The sequence below is a fragment of the Rhodoferax sp. genome, from assembly GCF_030653815.1.
In the GTDB taxonomy this organism is placed as follows: Bacteria; Pseudomonadota; Gammaproteobacteria; order Burkholderiales; family Burkholderiaceae_C; genus Rhodoferax.
Genome location: NZ_JAURYQ010000031.1, coordinates 37,136 through 60,384, shown reverse-complemented (window position 1 = coordinate 60,384; position 23,249 = coordinate 37,136). Strand labels below are relative to the sequence as shown.

Here is a 23,249-nt window from a genome sequence, read left to right as displayed (position 1 = left end):
CTTGGTTGAAAAACTGACAGGGACAGGGAAAAATAGCGGCTCCGAAAAGCCGACGAACGGGGAACTCTGGGGACAGGAACATGGTGCGTTCAGGCGGGCTGAGGCGCCGGGGCGGCAGCGGGCGCATATTTGCTGACCGCCTCCCACAGGCCGTTGAGGTAAACCGCGCCCAGGGCGCGGTCGTACAGACCGTAACCGGGCTTGCCGGTTTCTCCCCAGATCATGCGGCCGTGGTCGGGGCGCACATAGCCCTCGAAGCCGACGTCATGGTAAGCCTTGACAATCTCGGCCATGTCGAGCGAGCCGTCGCAGGAGTTATGGGTGGACTCGTAAAACGTGCCGTCTTCCTCGACCTTGACGTTGCGCAGGTGGCCAAAGTGGATGCGCCCCTGGCCGCCGAACTCGCGCACCAGCGACGGAATGTTGTTGCACAGGTCGGCGCCGAGCGAGCCCGAGCACAGCGTGATGCCGTTGGCCTTGGAGTCGACAATCTTGACCAGACGCGCCAGGTCGTCACGGTTTTTCACGATGCGTGGCAGGCCAAAAATGGGGCGCGGCGGGTCGTCCGGGTGCATCGCCATCTTGATGCCGGCTTCTTCGGCCACCGGAATGATGGCTTTCAGAAAGTATTCCAGGTTCGCCCACAAGTTGTTTTCACCCACGGCCTTGTACTCGTCAAGCAGGCTCTTGAGTTGTTCGGGTTTGTAACTGGCGTCCCAGCCCGGCAGGGAGATGCCTTTTTCGGGGTCGATCTCGGCCACTGCCTGGGCATCAAAGGCCAGAGTGAAGGAACCGTCGGGCAGTTCCTTGGCCATCTCGGTGCGGGTCCAGTCAAACACCGGCATGAAGTTGTAACAGATCACTTTCACGCCCACGGCGGCGCAGTTGCGAATGTTCTGCTGAAAGTTGGCAATCAGGCGGTCCCGCGTGGGTTTGCCCAGCTTGATGTCTTCGTGCACCGGCACGCTCTCGACCACCTCGAACTTGAGGCCCACGCCTTCGATGCGCGCGCGCAGGGCTTGCAGCTTGTCCAGCGGCCAGACCTCGCCCACTGGCACGTCGTAAATGGCAGAAACAATGCCGTACATGCCGGGAATCTGGCGGATGTATTCCAGCTTGACGGGGTCAGATTCGCCATACCAGCGAAAAGTCATTTTCATTGCTTGAACTCCTGAGTTATGTGTGGTGAAGAGGGCGGGTCAAAGGGCGATTTGCGACGCCGCAGCTACTTGCGGTTGCGCTGCCAGGCGGCGCAAGGCGTCCAGCAATTCCGCTTTGAAGCCGTCGTGGGTTTTTAAGTCAGAACCAAAAATCTTGTCAATGCCGAGCAAGTTGTCAATGATGGCAGTGCTGTCATTGCTGACGCTGGCTTGCGCCAAGATGTCGGCGGACAGCGGGTCATTGAGCACCGCACCCGGGGTGTGCGCGGTTTTGACGGCAAAGTGCATCCAGGCGGCAATCGCGGTGGCCAGGGCCGGGGACGGCAGGCCCGCAGCCATGCGCTCGCGCAGCGTGGCCAGCAGGCGTTGCGGCAGTTTCTGCGAGCCATCCATGGCAATCTGCGCCGTGCGGTGCTTGAGCGCCGGGTTGCAAAAGCGCTTTTTCAGTTGCTCGACATAATCCCTCGGGTCCACACCCGCCGGGGCGTGCAGCACTTGCAGCACCTCCGCCCACAAGGCGTCCAGAATGCCCGTGATCAAGGGCAACTGCATGGCCTCATTGACGGTCTCGCGCCCGGTGAGCTGGCCCAGGTAAGCCAGCGTGGAGTGGGCGCCATTGAGGCAACGCAGCTTCATGTTCTCCCAGGCCTCGATCTCGTTGGAGAACACCGCACCACCCAAAGTCCAGTCGGGCCGGCCCATGGTGAAGTTGTCTTCAATCACCCATTGCACAAAACCCTCGGTCACGATCGGCCAGGCGTCCCGCATGCCGAGTTGGTCATTGACATAGGCACGGTCGGCATCGGTGGTGGCCGGCGTGATGCGGTCCACCATGGAGCAGGGGAAGCTCACACCGGCTTCGATCCAGGACGCCAGTTCTGCATCGACTTCGCGGGCAAAGGCCAGCACCGCCGCTTTGGCAGTCTTGCCGTTGCTGGGCAGGTTGTCACAACTCAGCACCGTGAACGGTGCGATGCCGTTGGCCTTGCGGTGCTTGAGCGCCTGCACGATCAGGCCCAGAATGGTTCTGGGCGCGCCTGGTGTGGCCAGGTCGGCCTGGATGGCGGGGGCCTGCAACTGCAGCTTGCCGCTGGCCGGATCCAGGTAGTAGCCTTTCTCGGTGACGGTCAGGCTGACGATGCGGGTGCTGGGCGCGCACATGCGTGCCAGCACCTGGCTGAGGTCGGCCGCGCCCCCCAGCAGTTCGGTGATGGCGCCCACCACCTGAAGTTGTTCTGCGCCTTCGGAGCGAATGACCAGCGTGTACAGCCCGTCTTGCGGTGCCAGCGCGTCCTTGGTGCCGGACGTCATCAAACCGGCCCCCACAATGCCCCAGGCCAGGTCGCCCGAGGCCAGCACGGCCTCGGTCATCACGGCCTGATGCGCGCGGTGGAAGGCGCCCACGCCCAGATGCACGATGGCGGGCACCACCTGGCTGCGGTCATAGCGGGGCCGTTGCACCGTGGCCGGTAGTTGGTTCAGGTTTTGGTTGCAGAGTTGCATGCTGGGCGCCTTGGTCTCAGTCGGTCACGCCGGGGATGGCGAAATAATTTTTGGCATTGCGGTAGCTGATGTCCTGCACCATGCCACCAAAGGTCTCGAAATCGGGCGGGATCTCGCCGTTTTCCATCCAGCCGCCCACCAGCGCACACAACACCCGGCGGAAATACTCATGGCGCGGGAACGACAAGAAACTGCGCGAATCGGTCAACATGCCGACAAAGCGCGACAGCAGCCCAAGGTTGCCCAGGCTCAGCATCTGCTGGCGCATGCCCTCGATGTGGTCGTTGAACCACCAGGCTGAGCCCATCTGGATCTTGCCGGGGCTGGAGCCGTCCTGGAAACAGCCCATGACCGTGCCCAGCACTTCAAGATCGTTCGGATTCAGCGAATACAAAATGGTTTTGGGTAGCAGGTTCTCGCTTTGCAGCGCGTTCATGAAGGCGGCGAGCTTGGCCGCAATTTGCTCGTCATTGGCGGCGTCATAGCCAGTGTCCGGGCCGAGCTTGGCAAACATGGCCGAGTTCAGGTTGCGCACCGCCGCCAGGTGCAGCTGCATGGCCCAGCCGCGCTGGGCGTTCATGCGCCCGACATCCAATAGCACAGCGGTCTTGTAGGCGTCGGCCTCAGCGGTACTCAGGGCGGTGCCGCCCAGCAGTTTGGCAAAAATGGCATCGAGTACCTGCGGGCTGGCGAACGTGGCAAAGGGTGCTGCCAGGCCATGGTCAGAAGCACGACAACCCAGGCTGTGAAACACCGCGTGGCGGGTGTCAAGGGCGGTGATCAGCGCGGCGTAAGAGCCAATCGACACATTGGCCGCAGCACCCAGCCGCTCGATATAGGTTTTCCACACCGCCAGGTCGTCGGTGGCCAGCGCGCGGTCGGGGCGGAAGCTGGGCACCATCACGGGTTCGCCCGCTTGACGCGCCGCGGCGTAGGCCATATGGTGCTCCAGTGAGTCCGCCGGGTCGTCGGTGGTGCCGACAGCGCGCACATTCATGCGCATCAGCAGTGAGCGGGCGCCGAATTCGGGTTGGGTGATCTGGGCATTGCAAGCCTCCCAGATGGCCGGCGCGGTTTTTTCCGACAGGGCATCATGAATGCCGAAGTAGCGCTGCAGCTCCAGGTGCGTCCAGTGGTACAGCGGGTTACCCACCAGGCGCGGCACGGTTCTGGCCCAGGCCAGAAAAGTGGCGTAGTCCGGTTCGTGGCCGGTGATGTCGGCCTCGGGCACACCATTGGCGCGCATGGCGCGCCACTTGTAGTGGTCGCCCCCCAGCCAGGCGTGGGCGATGTTCTTGAACCCGGCGTTGCTGGCGATGTCGGCGGGTGGCAGGTGACAGTGGTAGTCAAGGATCGGCATCGAAGCCGCGTAGTCATGGAACAAGCGCCTGGCGCAGTCGTCTGGCAGCAGAAAGTCGGGGTTCATAAAGGGCTTCATGGGTTTCGCTCCATCTGTTTTGAAGTTTGCAAGCTTGTTTTCTTGCAATTCTTGTTGATAGGCGCGGACTCTACATCAAATAGAACAGGAATTCAAGTGAAATGAAACACCGTTTTGTTTAGATTTGAGACCCTCTCAAATTCCAGGGTGTCGCTCCGCTGAATCCGCGTTGTGCAACGGGCACCCTGCTGATCAACGTCAACCACCTTTGGCCGATTCTGATGTGTTTTCAGTTCAGCTGCTCTGGCGCTGGATGATCTCAAAGCCCAGGTCGACCAGCGGTTTTTTCGGAGTTTCGCCCCGCATCAGGGTCAACAGCATGTGGGCCGCAGATTCGCCGATCCGGGCCCGCGGGGTGCGCACGGTGGTCAGGGGCGGCAGCATCTGGTCACTGCCGGTCAGGTCGTTGAAGCCGGCAATGGCCACCTGCCGGGGCACGGCAATGCCCAGGCGCAAGGCGGCCAGCAAGGCCCCTTGGGCCAGGTCGTCGTTGCAAAAAAAGATCGCGTCGACCGCCGGGCGCTGCTGCATGATTTGTTCAAACATGATGCCGCCCAAAGCCAGTGAGGAGGCGGCCGGGTTCAGCCATTCGGTGGTCGGATCGTACAGGTTCGCCTCCTGCAGGGCGCTACGCCAGCCGTACAGGCGCTGCATCACGCGCGGGTCGAGTTGGGCAGCGGCAAAGGCGATGCGGCGACGGCCTTGTTGCAACAGCATCTTGGTCAGGCTGGCGCCGGCTTCAATTTGCCTGAATCCGACACAGTAGGGCGTCTCGGAGTCTGCCGTGGCAGGCAAATCCATGAGGTGGACACAGGGCACCTGACTGCGTGCCATGAGTTTTTGGGTGGCCAGATTCTGGTCCAGCCCGGTGATCAGCAAACCGGCGGGGCGGTGCAGCAATTGTTCGCGCAACAACTGCTCTTCTTCGCTGCTGTCGTAGTGCGTGACACCCATCAGCGTTTGGTAGCCGGCCGCGCGCAGGGTTTTTTGGGCTGCGTCGAGCAGGTCCACAAACAAGGTGTTGGACAGCAAGGGGATCAGGATCGCCACATGGTTGCTGCGCTGCGAGGCCAGTGCGCGGGCTGCCGGGTCGGGCACGTAACCGAGCTTGTCCGACACCGCCACGACGCGTTCGATGAGTGCCGGATCAACCGCCCGTTCACCCCGCAAGGCGCGCGACACCGTGCTTGGGCTCACGCCTGCGGCGCGGGCCACGTCGCTCAGGGTGACGCGGCCGGAGGCGCGGTGGTTCTTGATCGGAAGTGACATGAAAGCCAAGGGTTAATACGTAGGAAAAAACAAATCAGATTGAACTAGGATAGCGCTGTCCGAAAATTCGAAAAAATCTAAAGCGACCTCGACATCATCTATCAAAACAAGATAGTGCGTCAACCGCCAGGTCAGCTTTTTTTTCTACATTTTGGACAGCGCTGTCCAGGATAAATCATGTGCAGGAGATTCGAATTGATCAAGCCAGATATTTTGGCCGTTGCCAAATTGCACCCCCTCTACCAAGAGGCGCTGCAAAAGGTTTTCACCGTGCACGAGCGCACGCATGAAACCGATCCGGCGGTCTTTGCCAAGCTTGCGCCACGCATTGTGGGCGTGGCTGCCTCGGGTGAGTCGGTGGTGAGCGGGGCGCTTTTGGCGCAACTGCCCAACGCCAAAGTGGTGTCGGTTTTTGGTGTCGGCTACGACGGGGTGGATGTGCAGGCGGCCAACGCCTGCCGCATTGCAGTGACCCACACCCCCGATGTGCTGACCGACGATGTGGCCGACCTCGCCATGGGCCTGGTCTTGTCGATTGGCCGTCGCATCCCGCAGGCGGACCGTTTTGTCCGTGCCGGTGAATGGCTGAATGGTCCCATTGCGCTGGCGCAAAAGGTCTCGGGTGCGCGGCTCGGTATTGTCGGTTTGGGCCGCATCGGCCAGGCCATCGCGCGCCGGGCCAGTGGTTTTGGCATGTCGATTGCCTACACCGCACGCAGCAGCAAGCCCGAATCTGGCTACACGTTTTATCCGACCGCACAGGCACTGGCGGCCCAGGTGGACTATCTGGTGGTGATCACCCCGGGCGGGGCGGGTACCCGGCACCTGATCAATGCCGAGGTGTTGTCGGCCCTGGGCCCCAAGTCGTACCTGATCAATGTGGCGCGCGGCAGCGTGGTTGACGAAGAGGCGCTGATCCGGGCGCTCGAGGCGGGCACCATTGCCGGTGCGGCGCTCGATGTGTTCGCCAACGAGCCACGGGTGCCCGAGGCCCTGCGCAAGCTGCCCAACGTGGTGCTGACGCCGCACATGGCCAGCGCCACCTTGCAAACACGCCAGGCCATGGCCGACCTGGCTTTTGCCAACATGCAGGCGGGTACGGCCGGTCTGCCCTTGCATTCCCCGGTGCCCGAGTGCACAGTCGGAGCCTGAGTCCGTGAACACCCTGGACCAGCCCGGGTCGGACGTGACCGACCCGTTGCACGTGGTGGTGATGGGGGTCTCGGGCTGTGGCAAATCAACCGTGGCCAGCGCCGTGGCAAGGCAGCTCCAGCTTGACATGACGGACGGCGACGACCTGCATTTGTCCGAGAGCGTGGCCAAAATGCGCTCGGGCGTGGCCCTGACCGATGCCGACCGCTGGCCCTGGCTGGACCGTATTGGTGACTATCTGGCGCAGGCCACACCAAACCTAAAGGGTCGTATCGTGGCGTGCTCCGCGCTCAAGCGGGTTTACCGCGACCGCATTCGCGCCCGGGCCGGCAAGGTGGTGTTTATTTTTCTGGACGGCGACGCCGAACTGATTCGCCAGCGCATGGCCCTGCGCACCGGCCACTACATGCCCCCCGAACTGCTGGACAGCCAGCTCCGCACCCTGGAGCTGCCAGCACCTGATGAAACCGACATCCTGACGCTTCACATTGCCACCAGCATCGACGCACTGGTGGCCCAGGCTGTGACCGGTCTGAGGCAGCAGGCTTTGAAAAACCCGACCTGATTTATCACCGCACCACAAGGAATTTCATGTTTATACGCTGTGCATTTTTTCAGGGCAAGGTCAAGCCCGGACTCGAAGAAGCCTTTAACCAGTACATCCGCAAAGAGCTGGTGCCGCTGTGGACGCGATTCCCCGGGGCGCAGGAAGTGCGTGTGCTGCGCCAGGTTGAGAGTGACGTGAGTGACCCGCACTTCGGCATGGTGTTGTCGGTGCGCTACCCCTCGCGCGAGTCGATCGACATTGCCCTGGCCTCGGAGGTTCGCCTCAAAAGCCGCGAAGTTTCCAAGGCGCTGATCGATATGTTTGATGGCACGGTGTTTCATACGGTGTTCAGTGCCGATGACTATGCCTTGCCCAGCGACTGAACTCAAGGGGGCTGCTGACACCGCCGGTGGGCACGGATTTATGGTGCCGGGTCCGCTGCACTAATCAACTACCTGAGATGCTTATGAACTTGCTCGATACCTTTCAACTCACCGGCCGGCGCGCCCTCATCACGGGTTCTTCCGGTGGCATCGGCCTGGCGCTGGCCAGGGCTCTGGGGCAGGCTGGTGCCCATGTCATTTTGAACGGCCGCAACCCGGACAAGCTTGCGCTGGCGGCACAGACGCTGCAAGCCGAGGGCCTGACCGTGAGCGCCCAGGCGTTTGATGTCACCGATGCTGGCGTGGTCAGCCAGGCGGTCGATGCAATCGAGGGCAGCATCGGTGCCATCGACATTTTGGTCAACAACGCCGGCATGCAAATCCGCAACCCGCTGCACGAATTTGCCGACGACGACTGGCACACTTTGATGAAGACCAACCTTGACAGCGTTTACTACGTGGGCAAGACGGTGGCCAAAAAAATGATCCCGCGCGGGCAGGGCAAGATCATCAATATCTGCTCGGTGCAAAGCGAGCTGGGTCGCCCCGGCATTGCGCCCTACACCGCCAGCAAAGGGGCGGTCAAGATGCTGACCAAAGGCATGGCCATCGACTGGGGCCAATTCGGCATCAACGTCAATGGGCTGGGACCGGGCTATTTCAAGACCGAGCTGACCGAGAAGCTGGTGGCCGACCCGGCCTTTACCGCCTGGCTGGTGGGGCGCACACCGAGCCGCCGCTGGGGTGATGTCGAAGACCTGGGCGGTGCCGTGGTGTTTTTGGCCAGCGACGCCTCGCGTTTTGTCAACGGCCACATCCTGTACGTGGATGGCGGCGTGACCGCCACCCTGTAAACCTTCACTTTGACTGAAAGAGCATCGCCATGAAAACCGTTGTCTGCCATGCCGCGAAAGACCTGCGCATCGAAACGACTGAGCTGCCCGCGCTGGGTGACCAGCAACTTCTGGTGCGTGTCGCCTTTGGCGGCATTTGCGGCTCGGATCTGCACTATTATCAGGACGGTGGTTTTGGCACCGTGCGCATCAAGCAGCCGATGGCACTCGGCCACGAATTCTCGGGCACGGTCGATGCCGTGGGCACCCGGGTGACGGCGTTCAAGCCGGGCCAGCGCATTGCCATTTCGCCCTCGCGGCCCTGCGGCAACTGCCGCTTTTGCCAATTGGGGCAACACAACCAGTGCCTGAACATGCGCTTTTATGGCAGCGCCATGCCCTTTCCCCACATACAGGGTGGCTTCAGCGAAAAGCTGGTCATCGATGTCAGCCAGGCGCACCCGATTGCCGACCATTTGAGCCTGTCGGAGGCCGCGTTGGCAGAGCCCTTGTCGGTGGGTCTGCACGCCATCCAGCGCGCCGGTGGTGTGCTGGGCAAACAAGTGCTGGTGACCGGCTGCGGCTCCATCGGCTCACTGCTGATCGGGGGCTTGCGCCGCGCCGGTGCGGCGCGTATTGTGGCGGTCGACATTGCCGACCTGCCGCTGCAATGCGCCCGCAGCATGGGCGCAAATGAGACCATCAACCTGCTGACCCAGGCCGACGGCCTGGACAAATACAAGGCGGACAAAGGCCAGTTTGATGCCGTCTTCGAGGCCTCGGGCAGCCCGGCGGCGCTGCGCACGGCGCTCGATGTGATCGCGCCGCGCGGCGTGCTGGTCATGGTGGGCCTGGGCGGCGACATCAGCCTGCCCATGAACCAGATTGTTGCCAAGGAGATTGATCTGCGCGGCACCCTCAGGTTCCATGCTGAATTTGCCACCGCCGTTCAGTTTTTGAATGAAGGCCTGGTCAATGGCAAGCCCGTGATCACCAGCGTCTTGCCGCTGGATCGGGCCGTGGAAGCGTTTGAGCTGGCGCTCGACAAGCGTCAGTCACTCAAAGTGCAAATTTCATTCAACCCCGAGGTACTGGCTTCATGAGAAAAATAGCTTTGGTCACCGGCGCTGGTTCCGGTATTGGCAGGGCTTGCGCACTGGCTTTGCTCAAGGCCGGTTGGCAAGTGGTTTTTGTCGGTCGCCGCCTTGAAGCGCTGCAGGCGTCCATTGCCTTGGCGGGCGAGCACAGCGGCAACGGCCATGCCATCACAGCCGACTTGAGTCAAGAGTCCGATGTCAAAGCCTTGTTTGCGCAAATCCGAGAACGTTTTGGCCGGCTTGACCTGCTGTTCAACAACGCCGGTATTTCGCTGCCCTTCACCTTGCCCGGCGACATGTTGGGCGACGACTGGCGCCGCGCGGTGGACATCAATTTGAATGGCGCTTTTTATGCCCTGTCTTACGCCTTCAAGCTGATGCAGGAGCAGCAACCTCAGGGCGGGCGCATCATCAACAACGGCTCCATCTCGGCCCACGTGCCGCGCCCCGGTTCCATCGCCTACGCCGCTACCAAACACGCCATCAGCGGGCTGACGCGTGCCGCGGCGCTGGATGGGCGCGCTTTTGGCATTGCCGTGGGGCAGATCGATATCGGCAACGTCACCTCGGACATGACCGCCAAAATGACACAGGGTGTGCCCCAGGCCGACGGCAGCATCAAGCCCGAGCCCTGTATGGACATCGCGGCGGTGGTGGAGACCTTCATGACCATGGCCAGTCTGCCGCTGTCAGCCAATATTCTGTCGGTCACGGTGATGGCCTCACAAATGCCTTACGTGGGGCGTGGCTAGTTTTTGCATTTCCGGACGTTTATGATCACCCGATGAAATTTATCATCAGAAGCTTTTTCAGAACCCTGCGCATCGTGCTCGGCCCCTTCATGCAGGTGTGGGAATTTGTGACCCGGCCCAAGGGCGTGGTTCGCGCGCCCGAGCTGCAACAGATGGTTAACCAGCAGTGCCAGAGCCTGGTGCTGTACCAGTTCACCACCTGCCCGTTCTGCATCAAGGTGCGCCAGGAAATGCGGCGCCTGTCCTTGCCCATCGAACGCCGCGACGCGCAGCATGACGCGCAAAACCGGGATGACCTGCTCACGGGCGCCGGCACCGTCAAGGTGCCCTGCCTCAAGATCACCGACGCCAACGGTCAAAGCCAATGGCTGTTCGAGTCCGGCGCCATCATCGGCTACCTGCAGGGGCGTTTTCTCAGTCCTGTAACAACTGAATGAGCCGGTCCAAGGCGTTCTTCACAAGGTCGGTCACCGGGTCGTCCTGCACGGTTGGCTCGGGCGGCGGTGGCGGCTTGGGTCGCGGAATGTCGAATTCGGCTTGCCGGTCCAGCCAACGGTTGCGAAACGCCTGCTGAAACACCTCACCCACCATGGGTAGGGCGCTGCGCGCACCCTGACCCCAGGAGCCCATGGTGACGCTGTTGTCGTTGAAGCCAACGCGGGCGCCCGCCACCAGCTGCGGGTTCATCATGATGAACCAGCCGTCAGTGTTGTCCTGGGTGGTGCCGGTTTTGCCGGCCACGTCGGCCTGGATGCCGTAGCGGTAACGAATGGCTGAACCCGTGCCTTCGTCAATCACACCGCGCATCACGTTCACCAGGGTCAGTGCATGGGTGCGGGGCATGGCCGGTTCGCGTTCGGCCACCGACACAAACTGTTCCAGCAATTGGCCATTGCGGTCTTCCACACGCAGTACCAACTTGGGCGCAAAGTAGCTGCCGCCGTTGGCCAGCGTGCCATAGGCGGTGACCATCTCGATCAGCGTGACCGGGCTGGTGCCCAGTGCCAGCGAGGGCACCAGGTCCAGCTTGCTCTGGCGCACGCCCATGGCTTGGGCCAGAGCGCCCACGCTCTTGGCCCCCACTTGTTGCATCAGCTGGGCGGTGATGGTGTTCTTGGAATACACCAGGCCGTTGCGCAGGCTGGTGGGTTGGTAGCTCGGTGGCGTGGCATCGCTGGGAGTCCACACGTCACTGCCCGGCGATGAGATCGCCACCGGCTCGTCCATGAAGGTGTCCGACGGGCTCATGCCCTGCATGAAGGCCGCACCATAAACGAAAGGCTTGAAGGTGGAGCCCGGCTGGCGCCGCGCCTGGCTCACATGGTCAAACTGCTCCTGGGCGAAGTCCCGGCTGCCCACCCAGGCCCGCACGGCGCCGTCGCGCGGGTCCATGGCCAGAAAGCCGGCCTGCAGCACGGCGGGTTCCTGCCCGGCCTTGCGCCGGCCGTCGGCCAAATTCTGCAGGTAGTTGAGTTGCCGATTGACCGCTTGGGTCGCCACTTTTTGCAGTCCGGCGTCGAGGGTGGTGTAGATTTTCAGGCCGTCGGTTTGCAGGTCGTAATCACGGCGGTCAGCCCAGTCAATCAGCCACTTGCGCAGGTGCTGGGCCACATGGGGCGCCGGACCCGGGGCTTCAACCTGGCGTTCGAAGTCCAGCCGGAGCGGCCGTTTGGACAGGGCTTTGACGCGCGCCGGGTCCAGGCTGCCGTTTGTGACCATCTGCTCCAGCACCAGGTTGCGGCGCTGCTTGGCGCGCTCGGGGTTTTGTACCGGGTTGTAATAACTGGTGCCCTTGAGCATGCCGATCAGGGTGGCGCTTTGCAGCACATCAAGCTGGTCGGCCGAGGTGTCAAAGTAGGTGCGCGCTGCCATTTCAATGCCAAAGGCGTTGTAGAGAAAAGGCACGGTGTTGAGGTAGGTTTCCAGGATCTCGCGTTTGGAATACACCGCCTCGATCTTGAGCGCCGTGATGGCTTCCTTGAGCTTGCGTGTCACGGTGGCGGCGCGGCCGATTTCTTCGGGGAACAGGTTGCGTGCCAGCTGCTGGGTCAGGGTCGAGCCGCCCTGCAAGTCACCCGACAGGGTGCTGAGCGCGGCGCCCATCAGACGCCTGAAGTCAATGCCGTGGTGCTCGTAAAAGCGGCGGTCTTCGGTGGCGATCAGGGCGTTCACCACGTTCGGTGAAATGTGCTCCAGCGTGACCCACTGCCGGTTGATGCGTTTGTATTCGGCCAGCACGCTGCCGTCCAGCGCCAGTAGCACCGACGGCGCCTCTGCCTTGGCCTTGCGCAGGTCGCTGATACCGGGTGTGAACGGAATCAGCAACAGCACGTAAAGCAGCATCAGCGCCGGCAAGGCCAAAGCGGCCCGCACGGGGTATTGCCTGACAACGGCCTTGAGGCGCTGGAATTGCGCGAGGGTGAAAGCGATGACGGATTGGAGGCCTGGAATCATGCGCGGAGTTTAAGGCCCGGACTTGACCATTTAAACGATACTACGCTTTTGGAACAGGACCCATCCATGTCAAGCACGCCATTACCGTCCTTGCCGAAAGGCGTCTCAGATGCCCGAGAAGTTGCCGAATTGCGTTTTCAAAAGCTGTTCGAAGACGCCGACGCCATGTCCATCCAGGGCTACCTGGCCGATGGCACCGTGGTCTATTGGAACCGCGCCTCAGAGCACATTTATGGCTACAGCGCCGCCGAGGCCATGGGCGGCAACCTGCTCGACCTGATCATTCCACATGACGTGCGCACCCAGGTGGAGGGCGCGGTGCGCTGGATGTTCGAAAACGGCCAGGGCATCCCGCCCAGCCGCATGAATTTGCGCCACAAACAGGGCCACCTGGTGCCGGTTTATTCCAGCCATACGGTCGTTTCGATTGACGGCCGGGCGCCGGTGATGTTTTGCATGGACACCGACATGAGCGCTTTGGCCAAGGCCGAGCATGAGTTGCGCATTGCCGCCACCGCCTTTGATTCACAACAAGGCATGCTGATCACCGACCGCCTGGGGGTGATACTTCGTGTCAATTCCTCATTCACCCTGACCACGGGCTACACCGAGGCCGAAGCGGTGGGCCAGTCGCCCAGGCTGCTGAGTTCGGATCGGCATCCAGCAGAGTTCTGGGCTGCGATGTGGCAGTCGCTGCACACCGTGGGGTCGTGGCAGGCGGAAGTCTGGAACAAGCGAAAAAACGGTGAAATCTATGCTGACTGGGTCATCATCAATGCCGTGCGCGATGCGCAGGGGGAAGTCACGCATTTCGTCGGCACGCTGACCGACATCAGCCAGCGCAAGGAGGCCGAGGGCAAGATCGTCCGGCTCGCGTTCTTTGACCCGCTGACCAATCTGCCCAACCGTCGCCTGATGCAGGACCGCCTGCACCAGGCCATTTCGGCCAGCCAACGTAACGAGAGTTGCGGCGCGCTCCTTTGCCTGGACCTCGACAATTTCAAACTGCTCAATGACAGTGTCGGCCACGATGTCGGTGACCTGTTGTTACAGAAGATTGCACAGCGTTTGACAGAAAATATCCGCGACTGCGACACCGCCGCGCGCTTCGGCGGCGATACCTTTTTGGTCATGCTGGAAGATCTGGGCGCTGATCCGGTGCTGGCGGCGGCCAAGGCCGAGTTGATCGCCCAAAAACTGCTGGACTTGCTGCGCCAGCCCCACCCCCTGCCGGACCAGACCTATCAGGGCAGCGTCAGCATGGGCATCACGCTGTTTGGTGCGCCCGAGGACGGTGCCGATACCTTGATCCAGCGCGTTGAGTTGGCCATGTACCAGGCCAAGGCCGCAGGGCGCAACACCTTGCGCTTTTTCGATCCGCAAATGCAGGCCGAGGTCAGTGCCCGGGCCGCGCTGGAGCTCAGCCTGCGCGGCGCTCTTGGCCAGAACCAGTTCCTGTTGTACTACCAGGCTCAGGTTGACCAGGACGGCCACGTCATCGGTGTGGAAGCGTTGCTGCGCTGGCAGGACCCGCGGCGGGGCCTGGTGCCACCCGCAGAATTCATTCCGTTGGCGGAAGAAACCGGCCTGATCCTGCCCCTGGGCCTGTGGGTGCTGGAGACCGCCTGCCAGCAACTGGTGCTGTGGGCCGAGCGGGCCGAGCTGGCGCACCTGACCGTGGCCGTGAACGTCAGTGCACTGCAGTTCCAACAGAGCGACTTTGCCGAGCAGGTGCTGGCGGTGTTGGCGCGCACTGGTGCCAGGGCGGACCGGCTCAAGCTCGAACTCACCGAGAGCCTGCTGGTCAGCAACGTCGAGGATGTGGTCGCCAAGATGAAAGTGCTCAAGGCGAGTGGTGTGGGCTTTTCACTGGACGACTTCGGCACGGGTTATTCGTCGCTGTCCTGCCTCAAGCGCCTGCCGCTGGACCAGCTCAAGATTGACCAGGGCTTTGTGCGCAACCTTCTGGTGGACGCCGACGATGCCGCCATTGCCAAAATGATCATCGCGCTGGCCGACAGCCTGGGCCTGGAAGTGATTGCCGAGGGGGTCGAGACCGCGGCGCAACTGGAGTACCTGGCCGGTTTGGGGTGTCGCCGCTTCCAGGGCTATCTGTTTAGCCAGGCCCTGCCGGTCCAGTCATTCGAGGCTTTTGTGAGCAGCCTTTAAACTGCAGCTTGTAGCCAAAATCAATCTGGAGTTCCTATGCCTCACCGTACCGCCACCCTGTTTGATCCCGTGCATGCCGGGGACTTGGTGCTGGCCAACCGCATCGTCATGGCCCCGCTGACGCGTAACCGCGCCCCTGACGCCACCCCCAACGCCCTCATGGTCCAGTATTACACCCAGCGCGCCAGCGCCGGGCTCATCATCACCGAGGCCACCGCCATCAGCCAGCAAGGCCAGGGCTACGCCGACGTGCCCGGTTTGTATGCCGAGGAACAGGTCGAGGCCTGGAAAGACGTGACGCGCAGCGTGCACGCCGCCGGCGGCAAAATCGTCTGTCAGCTCTGGCATGTGGGCCGTGTCTCGCACACCAGCCTGCAGCCTCACGGTGGTGCGCCAGTGGCACCCTCGGCCATCACCGCCAACACCAAAACCGTGCTGCTCAAGGACGGTGTACCGGCCTTTGTCGACACCTCGGCGCCGCGTGCGCTGCAAGCTTACGAACTGCCCGACATCGTGCACACCTACGTGGCGGCTGCGCGCAATGCGGTGCAGACTGCCGGCTTTGACGGCGTTGAAATCCATGCCGCCAATGGTTATTTGATCGACCAGTTTCTCAAAAGCGGCTCCAACCAGCGCCGCGATGACTTTGGCGGCAGCATCGAAAACCGCGCCCGGTTTTTGCTCGAAGTGGTGCAGGCCGTGACCAGTGCTGTGGGGCCTGGCAAGGTGGGTATCCGCCTGTCGCCCGTGACTCCCGCCAACGACGCCTTCGACCCCGACCCGCAACCGCTGTTTGACTACGTGGTGCGCGAACTGGCCGCTTTTGGTCTGGCTTATATCCACGTCATCGAAGGCGCGACCGGCGGCCCGCGTGAACTGCCTGAGCGCCCGTTTGACTACACCGGCCTGCGCCGTGCCTACCGTGCGGCTGCGGGCAAGGGCGCCTGGATGGTCAACAATGGCCTGGACAAAAACCTGGCACAACAAGCCCTGGGGGATGGCGCCGATCTGGTGGCCTTTGGCCGCCCCTTCATTGGCAACCCCGACCTCGTCGAGCGCCTGCGCAAGGGCAAGGTCCTGGTGGAAAGCGACCGCAGCACCTGGTACGGCGGTGGTGCCAAGGGTTACACCGACTACCCGGCGCTCAAAAGCGCCTGAGTTGCAACAGACATCCATCGGCCCGAGGCGGGCCTCCTACAAAGAAATGTGGGCGGTCAGCACATGTGACTGGCCCGGGGTCAGGTTGACCTGGTCGGGCCCGGCGTTGCAGGTTTCCACGCACAGCATCTGCTGGTACTCGCCCGCGGCCATGTCGGCAAACACTTTGTCGCGCCACGGGTTCCAGACCACGGTGGAACTGCTGCCGCGTTTACTCACCCGAATGCTGCGCCGTTGCACCTGGTCTTCGATCAGGCAATCAGCCGTGGTGTCGACGTAAATACGGTCGGTCTCGTCGGCGAATTCAACCGGGCCTGATTGCCGGGCCCAGGCAAAGTTCTGCACCTTGTCGAGGTAATCGCAGCCGTCCAGGCCCTGCACCGTGGTCCGCTCAATGTCAGCCACGCAAAAGTAGGTGTGCAGCGCATCGGTCAGGGTGAAGGGCTGGTCCCCGGTGTTGCGGCTGATGAGCGTCATGCCCAGGGTGGTGCCGACGGTCAGCACCAGTTCCAGGTCAAACGCATGGTCCCACAGCGCACGCGTGTCGGCATCGTCCTGCAGGCCCAGGCGCAGCACCACCTGCCCGGTTTCATCCGTCGACGCCGCGCGCACCTGCCACATGCGGGTGCGCACAAAACCATGCGCTGGCAGGCCGTCACGCGCGCCAAACCAGGGCCAGCACACTGGCACACCACCACGCACGGGTGTACCCGGCGCAAACATGGCCGCTTGTGACAACCAGATCACGGGTGTTGCCCCCGCGGGTTGCCAGGCCAGCAGGTGCGCCCCCTGCAGCGCCACACGCGCGCTGGCCAGTGGTGTCTGGATTTCGGCTACGGCCAAGTCGCCGCTGCCATTGACAAAATGCAGCGCGCCCGGCAGGGCAAATTGGCGGTTGAGCATGTCGAGGGATGGGTTCACAATGAATCTCCTGGGGTGTCCATCAACCATTGTCTCTGAGTTGCGGGGTGACAGAGCCTGTCAATATCGAGTCGTGGCATGATCTGCCCCTCAGGTTGACGCACCACGCAAGGACTTTTCATGAACGCACGCATCGCCCCATCGCTTCTGAACGCCAGCCAGGCTTTGAGTCAGGTCAGCCAGGCCTGGGACGCTGACCTGGTCAGGCAACTCACGAACTACATCGCCATTCCCGCCAAATCCCCCATGTTCGATGCCGACTGGGCGCAGCATGGCCTGATTGAGAAAGTGGTGCAGAACGCCTTCGAGTGGGTGCAGGCGCAGAAAGTGGCGGGCCTGACATTGGAGATCATCCGTTTGCCCGGGCGCACACCGGTGCTGTTTTTTGAAGTGGCTGCTTCTACCGGCAACAGCAACCAGGCGGTGTCTGATCAGACCGTGCTGATGTACGGCCACCTCGACAAGCAGCCCGAATTCACCGGCTGGCGCTCTGACCTGGGACCGTGGACGCCCAAGTATGAAGACGGCAAGCTCTATGGCCGCGGCGGTGCCGATGACGGTTACGCCATTTACGCGGCCATCACCGCCATTCAGGCGCTCAAAACCCAGCAGACCGCGCACCCGCGCATCGTCGGCCTGGTGGAAACCTGCGAAGAAAGCGGCTCGTACGACCTGCTGCCTTACATCGACACGCTGCGCAAGCGCCTGGGCGATGTGGGTCTGGTGATTTGCCTGGACTCGGGCGCCGGCAATTACGATCAGCTGTGGATGACCAACAGCCTGCGCGGCATGGCCAGCGGCACGCTCAGGGTCGAGGTGCTGACTGAGGGCGTGCATTCGGGCGATGCCAGCGGCCTGGTGCCGTCGAGTTTTCGCATCCTGCGCCATCTGCTGGACCGGTTGGAAGACAGCGCCAGCGGCCGTTTGCTGCCCGCCAGTTTCCATTGCGAGGTGCCCGCAGACCGGCTGGCCCAGGCCAAAGCCACGGCGGCCATCCTGGGTGAAGAACTGTTCAAGCGCTTCCCCTGGGCACATGCCGATTGCGGCGGCAGCAGCCAGACCATGTTGCCCACCACCAGCGACCCCTTGCAAGCCCTTCTGGCGCGCACCTGGACACCGACCTTGAGCGTGACCGGCGCCGACGGTCTGCCCGAACTCAAGAACGCCGGCAATGTGCTGCGCCCTTACACCGCCTTCAAACTGTCCTTGCGCCTGCCGCCGCTGATTGACGCGGCCAGCGCCGTGGCCGAGCTCAAAACCCTGCTGGAAGACAATGCGCCCTACCAGGCCAAGGTCACGTTTGAAGGCGGTGCCGGTGCCACCGGCTGGAACGCACCCGGCACCGCGCCCTGGTTCGAGCAGGCGCTGCAACGCGCCTCACAAGACTATTTCGGCGCGCCCTGCGGCTACATTGGCCAGGGCGGCACCATTCCGCTCATGAACATGCTGTCCACCGGCTTTCCCAAGGCGCAGATGATGGTTTGCGGTGTGCTTGGCCCCAAGAGCAACGCCCACGGCCCCAACGAGTTTTTGCATGTGCCCTATGCCAAAAAGCTCACCGCTGCGGTGGCGCAGGTGATTGCGGCGGCTGCGCTGGCGTAACGCTTCAGCGCGGTGCCAGCACCGCCATGGTGATGCGCGACACGCAGGTCGGTTCACCGGCGTCATTGACCATGTCGATCTGCCAGACCTGGGTGGTGCGGCCGATGTGCACCGGGCGGGTGGTACCGGTGACCCAGCCGCTGGTGCTGCTGCGCAGGTGGTTGGCGTTGATGTCGAGGCCCACGGCACGGTAACCCGCAGGACAGGCCAGGTTGGCAGCCGTTGAGCCCAGCGTTTCGGCCAGCACCACGCTGACACCGCCGTGCAGCAGGCCGAAGGGTTGGCGGGTACGCGCATCCACCGGCACCCGGGCCGTCATGAAATCGTCGCCCACTTCCAGAAACTCGATCCCCAGATGACTGACCGCCGTGTCCAGGCTCATACGGGTCAGTTCGGCCACAGAAACAGGCTGTTGCCACACGCGCATACACCACTCCAAAAGATGAAAACAAGCCTGCACTATAGCCAGCGCTGCAAGTGCCCCTGCGTCTGCAGCTACCATGCAGGCCTGTAATGAAAGCCCAGGAGTGTGTGAATGATTGATGGATTGATTGCCGGCCGCCTGATCGGTGACCCGGAGCGGCGCCAGGGCAAGGGCGACAGCAGCTACGTGGTGGCGCGGGTGCGCGCGCAGAGCAGCGAGGGTGAGCCCCTGATGGTCAACCTGATTGCCTTTGACGAGGTGCCCTGCAGCGTTTTGCTGGCGCTGCGCGACGGCGACTCACTGGCCGCCGCCGGCCACCTGAACCCCAAGGTCTGGACTGACAAACAGGGCAACACCAAGCCCGCGCTGGACCTGGTGGCGCACCGGGTGGTGAGCACCGGGGCGGGGTTTTAAAGTGAAAGCCCTTTGAGCATGGCATCAGCAGGGGCGGCAATCGTCACTAATCCTTTTCTGCCCGTCTGAGTTCTGCGATCAACCAGTCTTCGACGGCGATTGTTTCGGGTCTGGCGCTTTGATGGGCCGCGATCCACAGCGAAACTTTGTTTGGTCCTTGTACAAACCCAAAGGGAGCAACAAGTGTTCCTGCGTTAAGGTCGTCGCGTACCAGCATTCGCGGAACATTAGCGACCCCGAGCCCACACTTTGCGGCCTGAATCATGAGGTAGAAATGCTCAAATGAATCGGCAATCTTGAACCGATTGTTGGCATGACCGGATGTGCGATACCATTCTGACCAAGCCAGGGGCCTTGTCTTGGTTGCCAGCAAACGTGTGCGACTTAAGTCGTCAACCGATTGAAGGCGTGCTAATTGCATGTACTCGGCTGTGCAAACCGGCCCAATCCATTCTTCCACAACGTCTACCTTCACGGCTTCTTTTGGAAGCTCTCTGGTCGAGAGGCGAATCGCCACGCTGATGTTTTCACGCGCAAAATCCTCCAGGCTTGAACTCATGTTGACGCGAAGATCCACCATCGGATTCAGCTGCCGGAACTGCGCAATTCGTGGAATCAGCCAGTACATCATGATCGACTCTGAACATGAAAGTGTCACGGGTCCAGACATCAATTGTTCGATGCTGGTTTGTATTTGTTTAAAAGCAGAAGTCAAGCCTTCGGCAAGTCGAAAGCCTTGCGGCGTTGGCTCGGTGGCATGTGCATTGCGGTGTAGCAACTGGATTCCGAGCGTCTCTTCCAGCGACCGTACATGTCGGCTCACGGCCCCGTGAGTGACTGACAGCTCATTTGCCGCATCAGTAAAGCTGCGAAGTCGGGCAGTTGCCTCGAAGGCGCGTAGTGCATTGAGTGAGGGTTTCGGTATCTTCATGATTTGTTATTTGGTTCAACACGAACTCATGGCAAAGGCGCATCAACAAGGCTAGGGTTTTCCCTGGCTTATTGTGAGTTTTTTGCATAAATTAAAGAATTCATATCGATTGATTAATTGGATGGTGGACCATATTATTCGAAACATAGAAGGGACAAAAGACAAAACAATGCGTCCTTCTTAAAAATTTCTAATTCGAAAATATCACACACATAGTAGTGTTAAAGAATGTCTAAGCAAAGCTCTTGCCGCCCCGAATTCACGGCGCGCTACCTCATTGAAAGTTCTGTGCCTACCGAAAAGGCGGCCGACATCATTGCGGGTGAGCAATCGAGCGGAACCTTCATGTCTCTGCCTGGCGAAACCGATGCGCTCAAAGAACGTTCTCGTGCTCGTGTCACGCGCATCGATACGCAACCTCCTGCGCTTGAGCCGTCACTGCGCAGTGCATTTTCCGAGCGACGGGAGTACAAGGGTATCTACCATCGCGCAGAGATCGAAATCGCATTTCCCATCTCGAACGTCGGTCCCAATATTCCCACGCTGCTGGCCACAGTTGCCGGTAATCTCTTTGAGTTAGGTGAAATCACGGGCCTGAAGCTACTCGATATCGACATGCCTTCGACCTACGCAAGCCAATTCCCGGGGCCAAAATTCGGGATTGAAGGTACAAGAGAAAAAGCAGGGATCCACGGTCGACCATTTATTGGCACCATCATCAAGCCAAGCATTGGGCTATCAGCGGCCGAGACAGCCGAGATGGTCGATGCCTTGTGTGCGGCCGATATCGACTTCATCAAGGATGACGAACTGCTTGCCGATCCGCCGTACGCTCCTTTTGACGAGCGGCTCCACGCTGTCATGGCTGTATTGAAGCGGCACGCTGACCGACTCGGGCGCATGCCGATGTATGCCTTTAATATCTCGGGCGGCATCGACGAGATGTTGCGTCGCCACGATGCGGTGCTGGCTGCTGGAGGCACCTGCGTCATGGTGAGCGCGAATTGGGTTGGCTTTGCTGGCGTAGAGTATCTGCGCAAACATACCGAGCTTCCAATTCACGGCCATCGAAACGGCTGGGGCGCGTTCTCGCGTCATCCGAACCTAGGATTTTCATTCGCTGCCTATCAAAAAATTTGGCGTCTGGTGGGTGTGGACCATCTTCACGTGAATGGTATTCGCGGCAAGTTCAGCGAGTCAGACGATTCGGTCCTCGCGTCTGCGAAGTCTTGCCTGGCTCCTTTTGCGGGTGTCAAGCCCCTGATGCCGGTATTTTCGTCGGGACAGTGGGCCTCGCAGGCGCCGGATCTTTATGCCAATCTCGGTTCGACGGATCTGATGCATCTCGCGGGTGGTGGCATCCTGGGTCACCCGGATGGCATCGCCGCAGGTGTTTTGAGCATGCGTGAGGGTTGGGAAGCTGCTGTAGCTGGCGTCAGCCTGGACGCGTTCGCGCAGACACACCCGGCCCTTCAAAACGCACTCACCAAGTTCAGCCGCGCCTGATCATGACGGAAAACTGTATGAAGAAGTCGCTCCGCCTCGCCTTCTATGGCGACGACTTCACTGGCTCTACTGATGCGCTCGAAGTGCTAGCCTTTGCGGGCCTTCGTTGCGCGCTGTTTTTGAACACACCGACAGCAGATACGCTACAGGAACTCGATGCGTTTGATGCCATTGGGATCGCTGGTGACAGCCGTGGCATGTCGCCCTCAGAAATGGACGCAACGTTGCCGTCGATCCTCCAGTCACTGGCAGATCTCAAGGCACCCATCGTGCATTACAAGGTCTGTTCCACGTTTGACAGTTCGCCGTTCATTGGCAGTATCGGTCGGGTCATGGAAATTGGGCGCAGGATTTTTGGCCCGGCGCTTATACCGATCGTGGCCGGCACTCCTGCGCTTGCCAGGTACTGCCTTTTTGGAAACCTGTTCGCAAGATCGGGGACCGATGGCTTGACGTATCGGATTGACAAACACCCCATCATGAGCGTGCATCCCGTCACGCCGATAGACGAGAGCGATCTGACGCAATTTCTGGGCCGTCAAACCAGTCTGACCATAGACAAGTTTGTGGTTTCGAACTTCGCAAAGGAGCGCGCTGCAATGGATGAGGGGTGGGCGGCACTAGCCGGCGCACAGCCTGACGCAGTGCTTTTTGACGGTTTGACCCACGAGCATATGACTGAAGTGGGCAGGCTGCTTGACGCACATGCGACCAGGCTGGGAACAGCCTTTGTCGTCGGCTCCTCCGGTGTTGAGTACGCGCTCACGCAGTGGTGGCGTGAACGTAGCCAGGAAACACTGCCAGCGCCAAAATATGATTCATTCGCTGGCGTCGACAGAGTGCTGGCCATCTCGGGTAGCGCATCTTCGCTCAGTGCGCTTCAAATTGAGAAGGCCATCGCCGCCGGCTTCATCGACATGCCGATTGATGCGTGCGAGCTCGTCGATGAAGTACGTTGGGAGTCAGCCGCATCCAGCTTGGTTTCGGCCGTTGTAGAACAGCTTCAGCAAGGTAACAGCGTCATGCTGCATACTGCTCGTGGTCCACAAGATCTCCGCATCGAAGCCATGATTGGCTCACTCATGTCGCTCGGAAAGTTAAGAGAAGAAGCAAAACACGGCGGCGGTCGCCTGCTTGGCATGCGACTCGGACTGATCGTCAAGGCCATCCTGCTCGCAACGCCGTTGCGCCGCCTGTTGTTGTCCGGGGGTGACACGTCAAGCCAGATTACCCGCGTACTTGCACCCGACGCCCTTGCGATTGAAGCCCGCCTTGCGCCAGGTGCGCCACTATGCCGGGTCATTTCAAAACAAAAGCACCTCGATAGATTGGAAATTGCCTTGAAGGGCGGACAAATGGGCGACGAGTCTTATTTTGTAAAAGCGCTCCATGGCAATACCTAATTTAGTTGACCAGCGATTAACTCTAGCAAGGATGCAAATCATGAAATCAAATCATGATCGATCAAAAGATATGAATTGACCGGCGTAAACCACGTGTCCAGTTCAAATATTCAAATTTAATTTATATAGGAAA

At 60.9% G+C, this 23,249-nt stretch carries 21 protein-coding genes; 13 read left to right on the top strand and 8 right to left on the bottom strand.

The annotated features are described in order from the left end of the window. Positions 1-89 precede the first annotated feature (89 nt). The 4 genes from uxuA to Q7U49_RS10655 form a co-directional block, all read right to left on the bottom strand. Complete coding sequence (gene uxuA, locus Q7U49_RS10670; RefSeq protein ID WP_304764254.1) at positions 90-1,160, bottom strand: mannonate dehydratase; 1,071 nt, start codon at positions 1,158-1,160, stop codon at positions 90-92. Between the two features lie 39 nt (positions 1,161-1,199). Beyond that, complete coding sequence (locus tag Q7U49_RS10665; protein WP_304764253.1) at positions 1,200-2,663, bottom strand: mannitol dehydrogenase family protein; 1,464 nt, start codon at positions 2,661-2,663, stop codon at positions 1,200-1,202. Positions 2,664-2,679: 16 nt separating this feature from the next. Beyond that, positions 2,680-4,101 (bottom strand): glucuronate isomerase, encoded by a 1,422-nt coding sequence (uxaC, locus tag Q7U49_RS10660; protein WP_304764252.1) that lies wholly within the window; start codon positions 4,099-4,101, stop codon positions 2,680-2,682. 234 nt (positions 4,102-4,335) lie between these two features. Next, the gene (locus tag Q7U49_RS10655; RefSeq protein ID WP_304764251.1) at positions 4,336-5,370 is read right to left on the bottom strand and encodes a LacI family DNA-binding transcriptional regulator; all 1,035 of its coding nucleotides are present in this window, start codon (positions 5,368-5,370) and stop codon (positions 4,336-4,338) included. A 195-nt stretch (positions 5,371-5,565) separates the two neighbouring features. Between Q7U49_RS10655 and Q7U49_RS10650 the strand changes: the two genes are divergently transcribed. The 7 genes from Q7U49_RS10650 to Q7U49_RS10620 all read left to right on the top strand — a co-directional run bounded on the left by Q7U49_RS10650 (position 5,566) and on the right by Q7U49_RS10620 (position 10,571). Next, the gene (locus tag Q7U49_RS10650; protein ID WP_304764250.1) at positions 5,566-6,522 is read left to right on the top strand and encodes a 2-hydroxyacid dehydrogenase; all 957 of its coding nucleotides are present in this window, start codon (positions 5,566-5,568) and stop codon (positions 6,520-6,522) included. Between the two features lie 4 nt (positions 6,523-6,526). After that, the gene (locus Q7U49_RS10645) at positions 6,527-7,087 is read left to right on the top strand and encodes a gluconokinase (protein WP_304764249.1); all 561 of its coding nucleotides are present in this window, start codon (positions 6,527-6,529) and stop codon (positions 7,085-7,087) included. 26 nt (positions 7,088-7,113) lie between these two features. Next, on the top strand, positions 7,114-7,452 hold the full coding sequence (locus Q7U49_RS10640; RefSeq protein WP_304764248.1) for a hypothetical protein: 339 nt from the start codon (positions 7,114-7,116) through the stop codon (positions 7,450-7,452). Between the two features lie 83 nt (positions 7,453-7,535). After that, entirely contained in the window at positions 7,536-8,306 is a 771-nt protein-coding gene (locus Q7U49_RS10635) for an SDR family oxidoreductase (RefSeq protein WP_304764247.1), read from the top strand. 29 nt (positions 8,307-8,335) lie between these two features. Further along, positions 8,336-9,388 carry an L-idonate 5-dehydrogenase gene (locus Q7U49_RS10630; RefSeq protein ID WP_304764246.1) on the top strand — a complete coding sequence of 351 codons (1,053 nt, stop codon included), beginning with the start codon at positions 8,336-8,338 and terminating at the stop codon, positions 9,386-9,388. Beyond that, the gene (locus Q7U49_RS10625; RefSeq protein WP_304764245.1) at positions 9,385-10,134 is read left to right on the top strand and encodes an SDR family oxidoreductase; all 750 of its coding nucleotides are present in this window, start codon (positions 9,385-9,387) and stop codon (positions 10,132-10,134) included. The genes Q7U49_RS10630 and Q7U49_RS10625 overlap by 4 nt, the downstream gene beginning before the upstream one ends. 32 nt (positions 10,135-10,166) lie before the next feature. After that, positions 10,167-10,571, top strand: a complete 405-nt coding sequence (locus Q7U49_RS10620; protein ID WP_304764244.1) for a glutaredoxin domain-containing protein — start codon at positions 10,167-10,169, stop codon at positions 10,569-10,571. On the opposite strand, the gene Q7U49_RS10615 is transcribed toward Q7U49_RS10620, so the two are convergent. Next, complete coding sequence (locus Q7U49_RS10615; RefSeq protein ID WP_304764243.1) at positions 10,549-12,588, bottom strand: penicillin-binding protein 1A; 2,040 nt, start codon at positions 12,586-12,588, stop codon at positions 10,549-10,551. The genes Q7U49_RS10620 and Q7U49_RS10615 overlap by 23 nt on opposite strands. A 66-nt stretch (positions 12,589-12,654) precedes the next feature. Between Q7U49_RS10615 and Q7U49_RS10610 the strand changes: the two genes are divergently transcribed. Then, on the top strand, positions 12,655-14,757 hold the full coding sequence (locus Q7U49_RS10610; protein ID WP_304764242.1) for a bifunctional diguanylate cyclase/phosphodiesterase: 2,103 nt from the start codon (positions 12,655-12,657) through the stop codon (positions 14,755-14,757). A 36-nt stretch (positions 14,758-14,793) separates the two neighbouring features. Beyond that, positions 14,794-15,915, top strand: a complete 1,122-nt coding sequence (locus Q7U49_RS10605; protein ID WP_304764241.1) for an alkene reductase — start codon at positions 14,794-14,796, stop codon at positions 15,913-15,915. A 36-nt stretch (positions 15,916-15,951) separates the two neighbouring features. On the opposite strand, the gene Q7U49_RS10600 is transcribed toward Q7U49_RS10605, so the two are convergent. Next, positions 15,952-16,836, bottom strand: coding sequence for a D-hexose-6-phosphate mutarotase (locus Q7U49_RS10600; protein WP_304764240.1), 885 nt, complete (start codon positions 16,834-16,836; stop codon positions 15,952-15,954). Positions 16,837-16,956: 120 nt separating this feature from the next. On the opposite strand from Q7U49_RS10600, the gene Q7U49_RS10595 reads away from it, so the two are divergent. Next, positions 16,957-18,438 (top strand): M20 family metallopeptidase, encoded by a 1,482-nt coding sequence (locus tag Q7U49_RS10595; protein ID WP_304764239.1) that lies wholly within the window; start codon positions 16,957-16,959, stop codon positions 18,436-18,438. A gap of 4 nt (positions 18,439-18,442) precedes the next feature. Here Q7U49_RS10595 and Q7U49_RS10590 read toward each other — a convergent pair whose 3' ends face one another. Next, on the bottom strand, positions 18,443-18,865 hold the full coding sequence (locus Q7U49_RS10590) for a hotdog fold thioesterase (protein ID WP_304764238.1): 423 nt from the start codon (positions 18,863-18,865) through the stop codon (positions 18,443-18,445). A 108-nt stretch (positions 18,866-18,973) separates the two neighbouring features. Here Q7U49_RS10590 and Q7U49_RS10585 point away from each other — a divergent pair, with 108 nt between their 5' ends. Continuing rightward, on the top strand, positions 18,974-19,276 hold the full coding sequence (locus tag Q7U49_RS10585) for a single-stranded DNA-binding protein (RefSeq protein ID WP_304764237.1): 303 nt from the start codon (positions 18,974-18,976) through the stop codon (positions 19,274-19,276). Positions 19,277-19,322: 46 nt separating this feature from the next. Here Q7U49_RS10585 and Q7U49_RS10580 read toward each other — a convergent pair whose 3' ends face one another. Beyond that, positions 19,323-20,207, bottom strand: coding sequence for a LysR substrate-binding domain-containing protein (locus Q7U49_RS10580; protein ID WP_304764236.1), 885 nt, complete (start codon positions 20,205-20,207; stop codon positions 19,323-19,325). Positions 20,208-20,435: 228 nt separating this feature from the next. Here Q7U49_RS10580 and Q7U49_RS10575 point away from each other — a divergent pair, with 228 nt between their 5' ends. Both Q7U49_RS10575 and Q7U49_RS10570 read left to right on the top strand, forming a co-directional pair. After that, on the top strand, positions 20,436-21,713 hold the full coding sequence (locus Q7U49_RS10575) for a ribulose-bisphosphate carboxylase large subunit family protein (RefSeq protein ID WP_304764235.1): 1,278 nt from the start codon (positions 20,436-20,438) through the stop codon (positions 21,711-21,713). 17 nt (positions 21,714-21,730) lie between these two features. Beyond that, entirely contained in the window at positions 21,731-23,116 is a 1,386-nt protein-coding gene (locus tag Q7U49_RS10570; protein WP_304764234.1) for a four-carbon acid sugar kinase family protein, read from the top strand. The last annotated feature ends 133 nt before the right edge of the window (positions 23,117-23,249 follow it).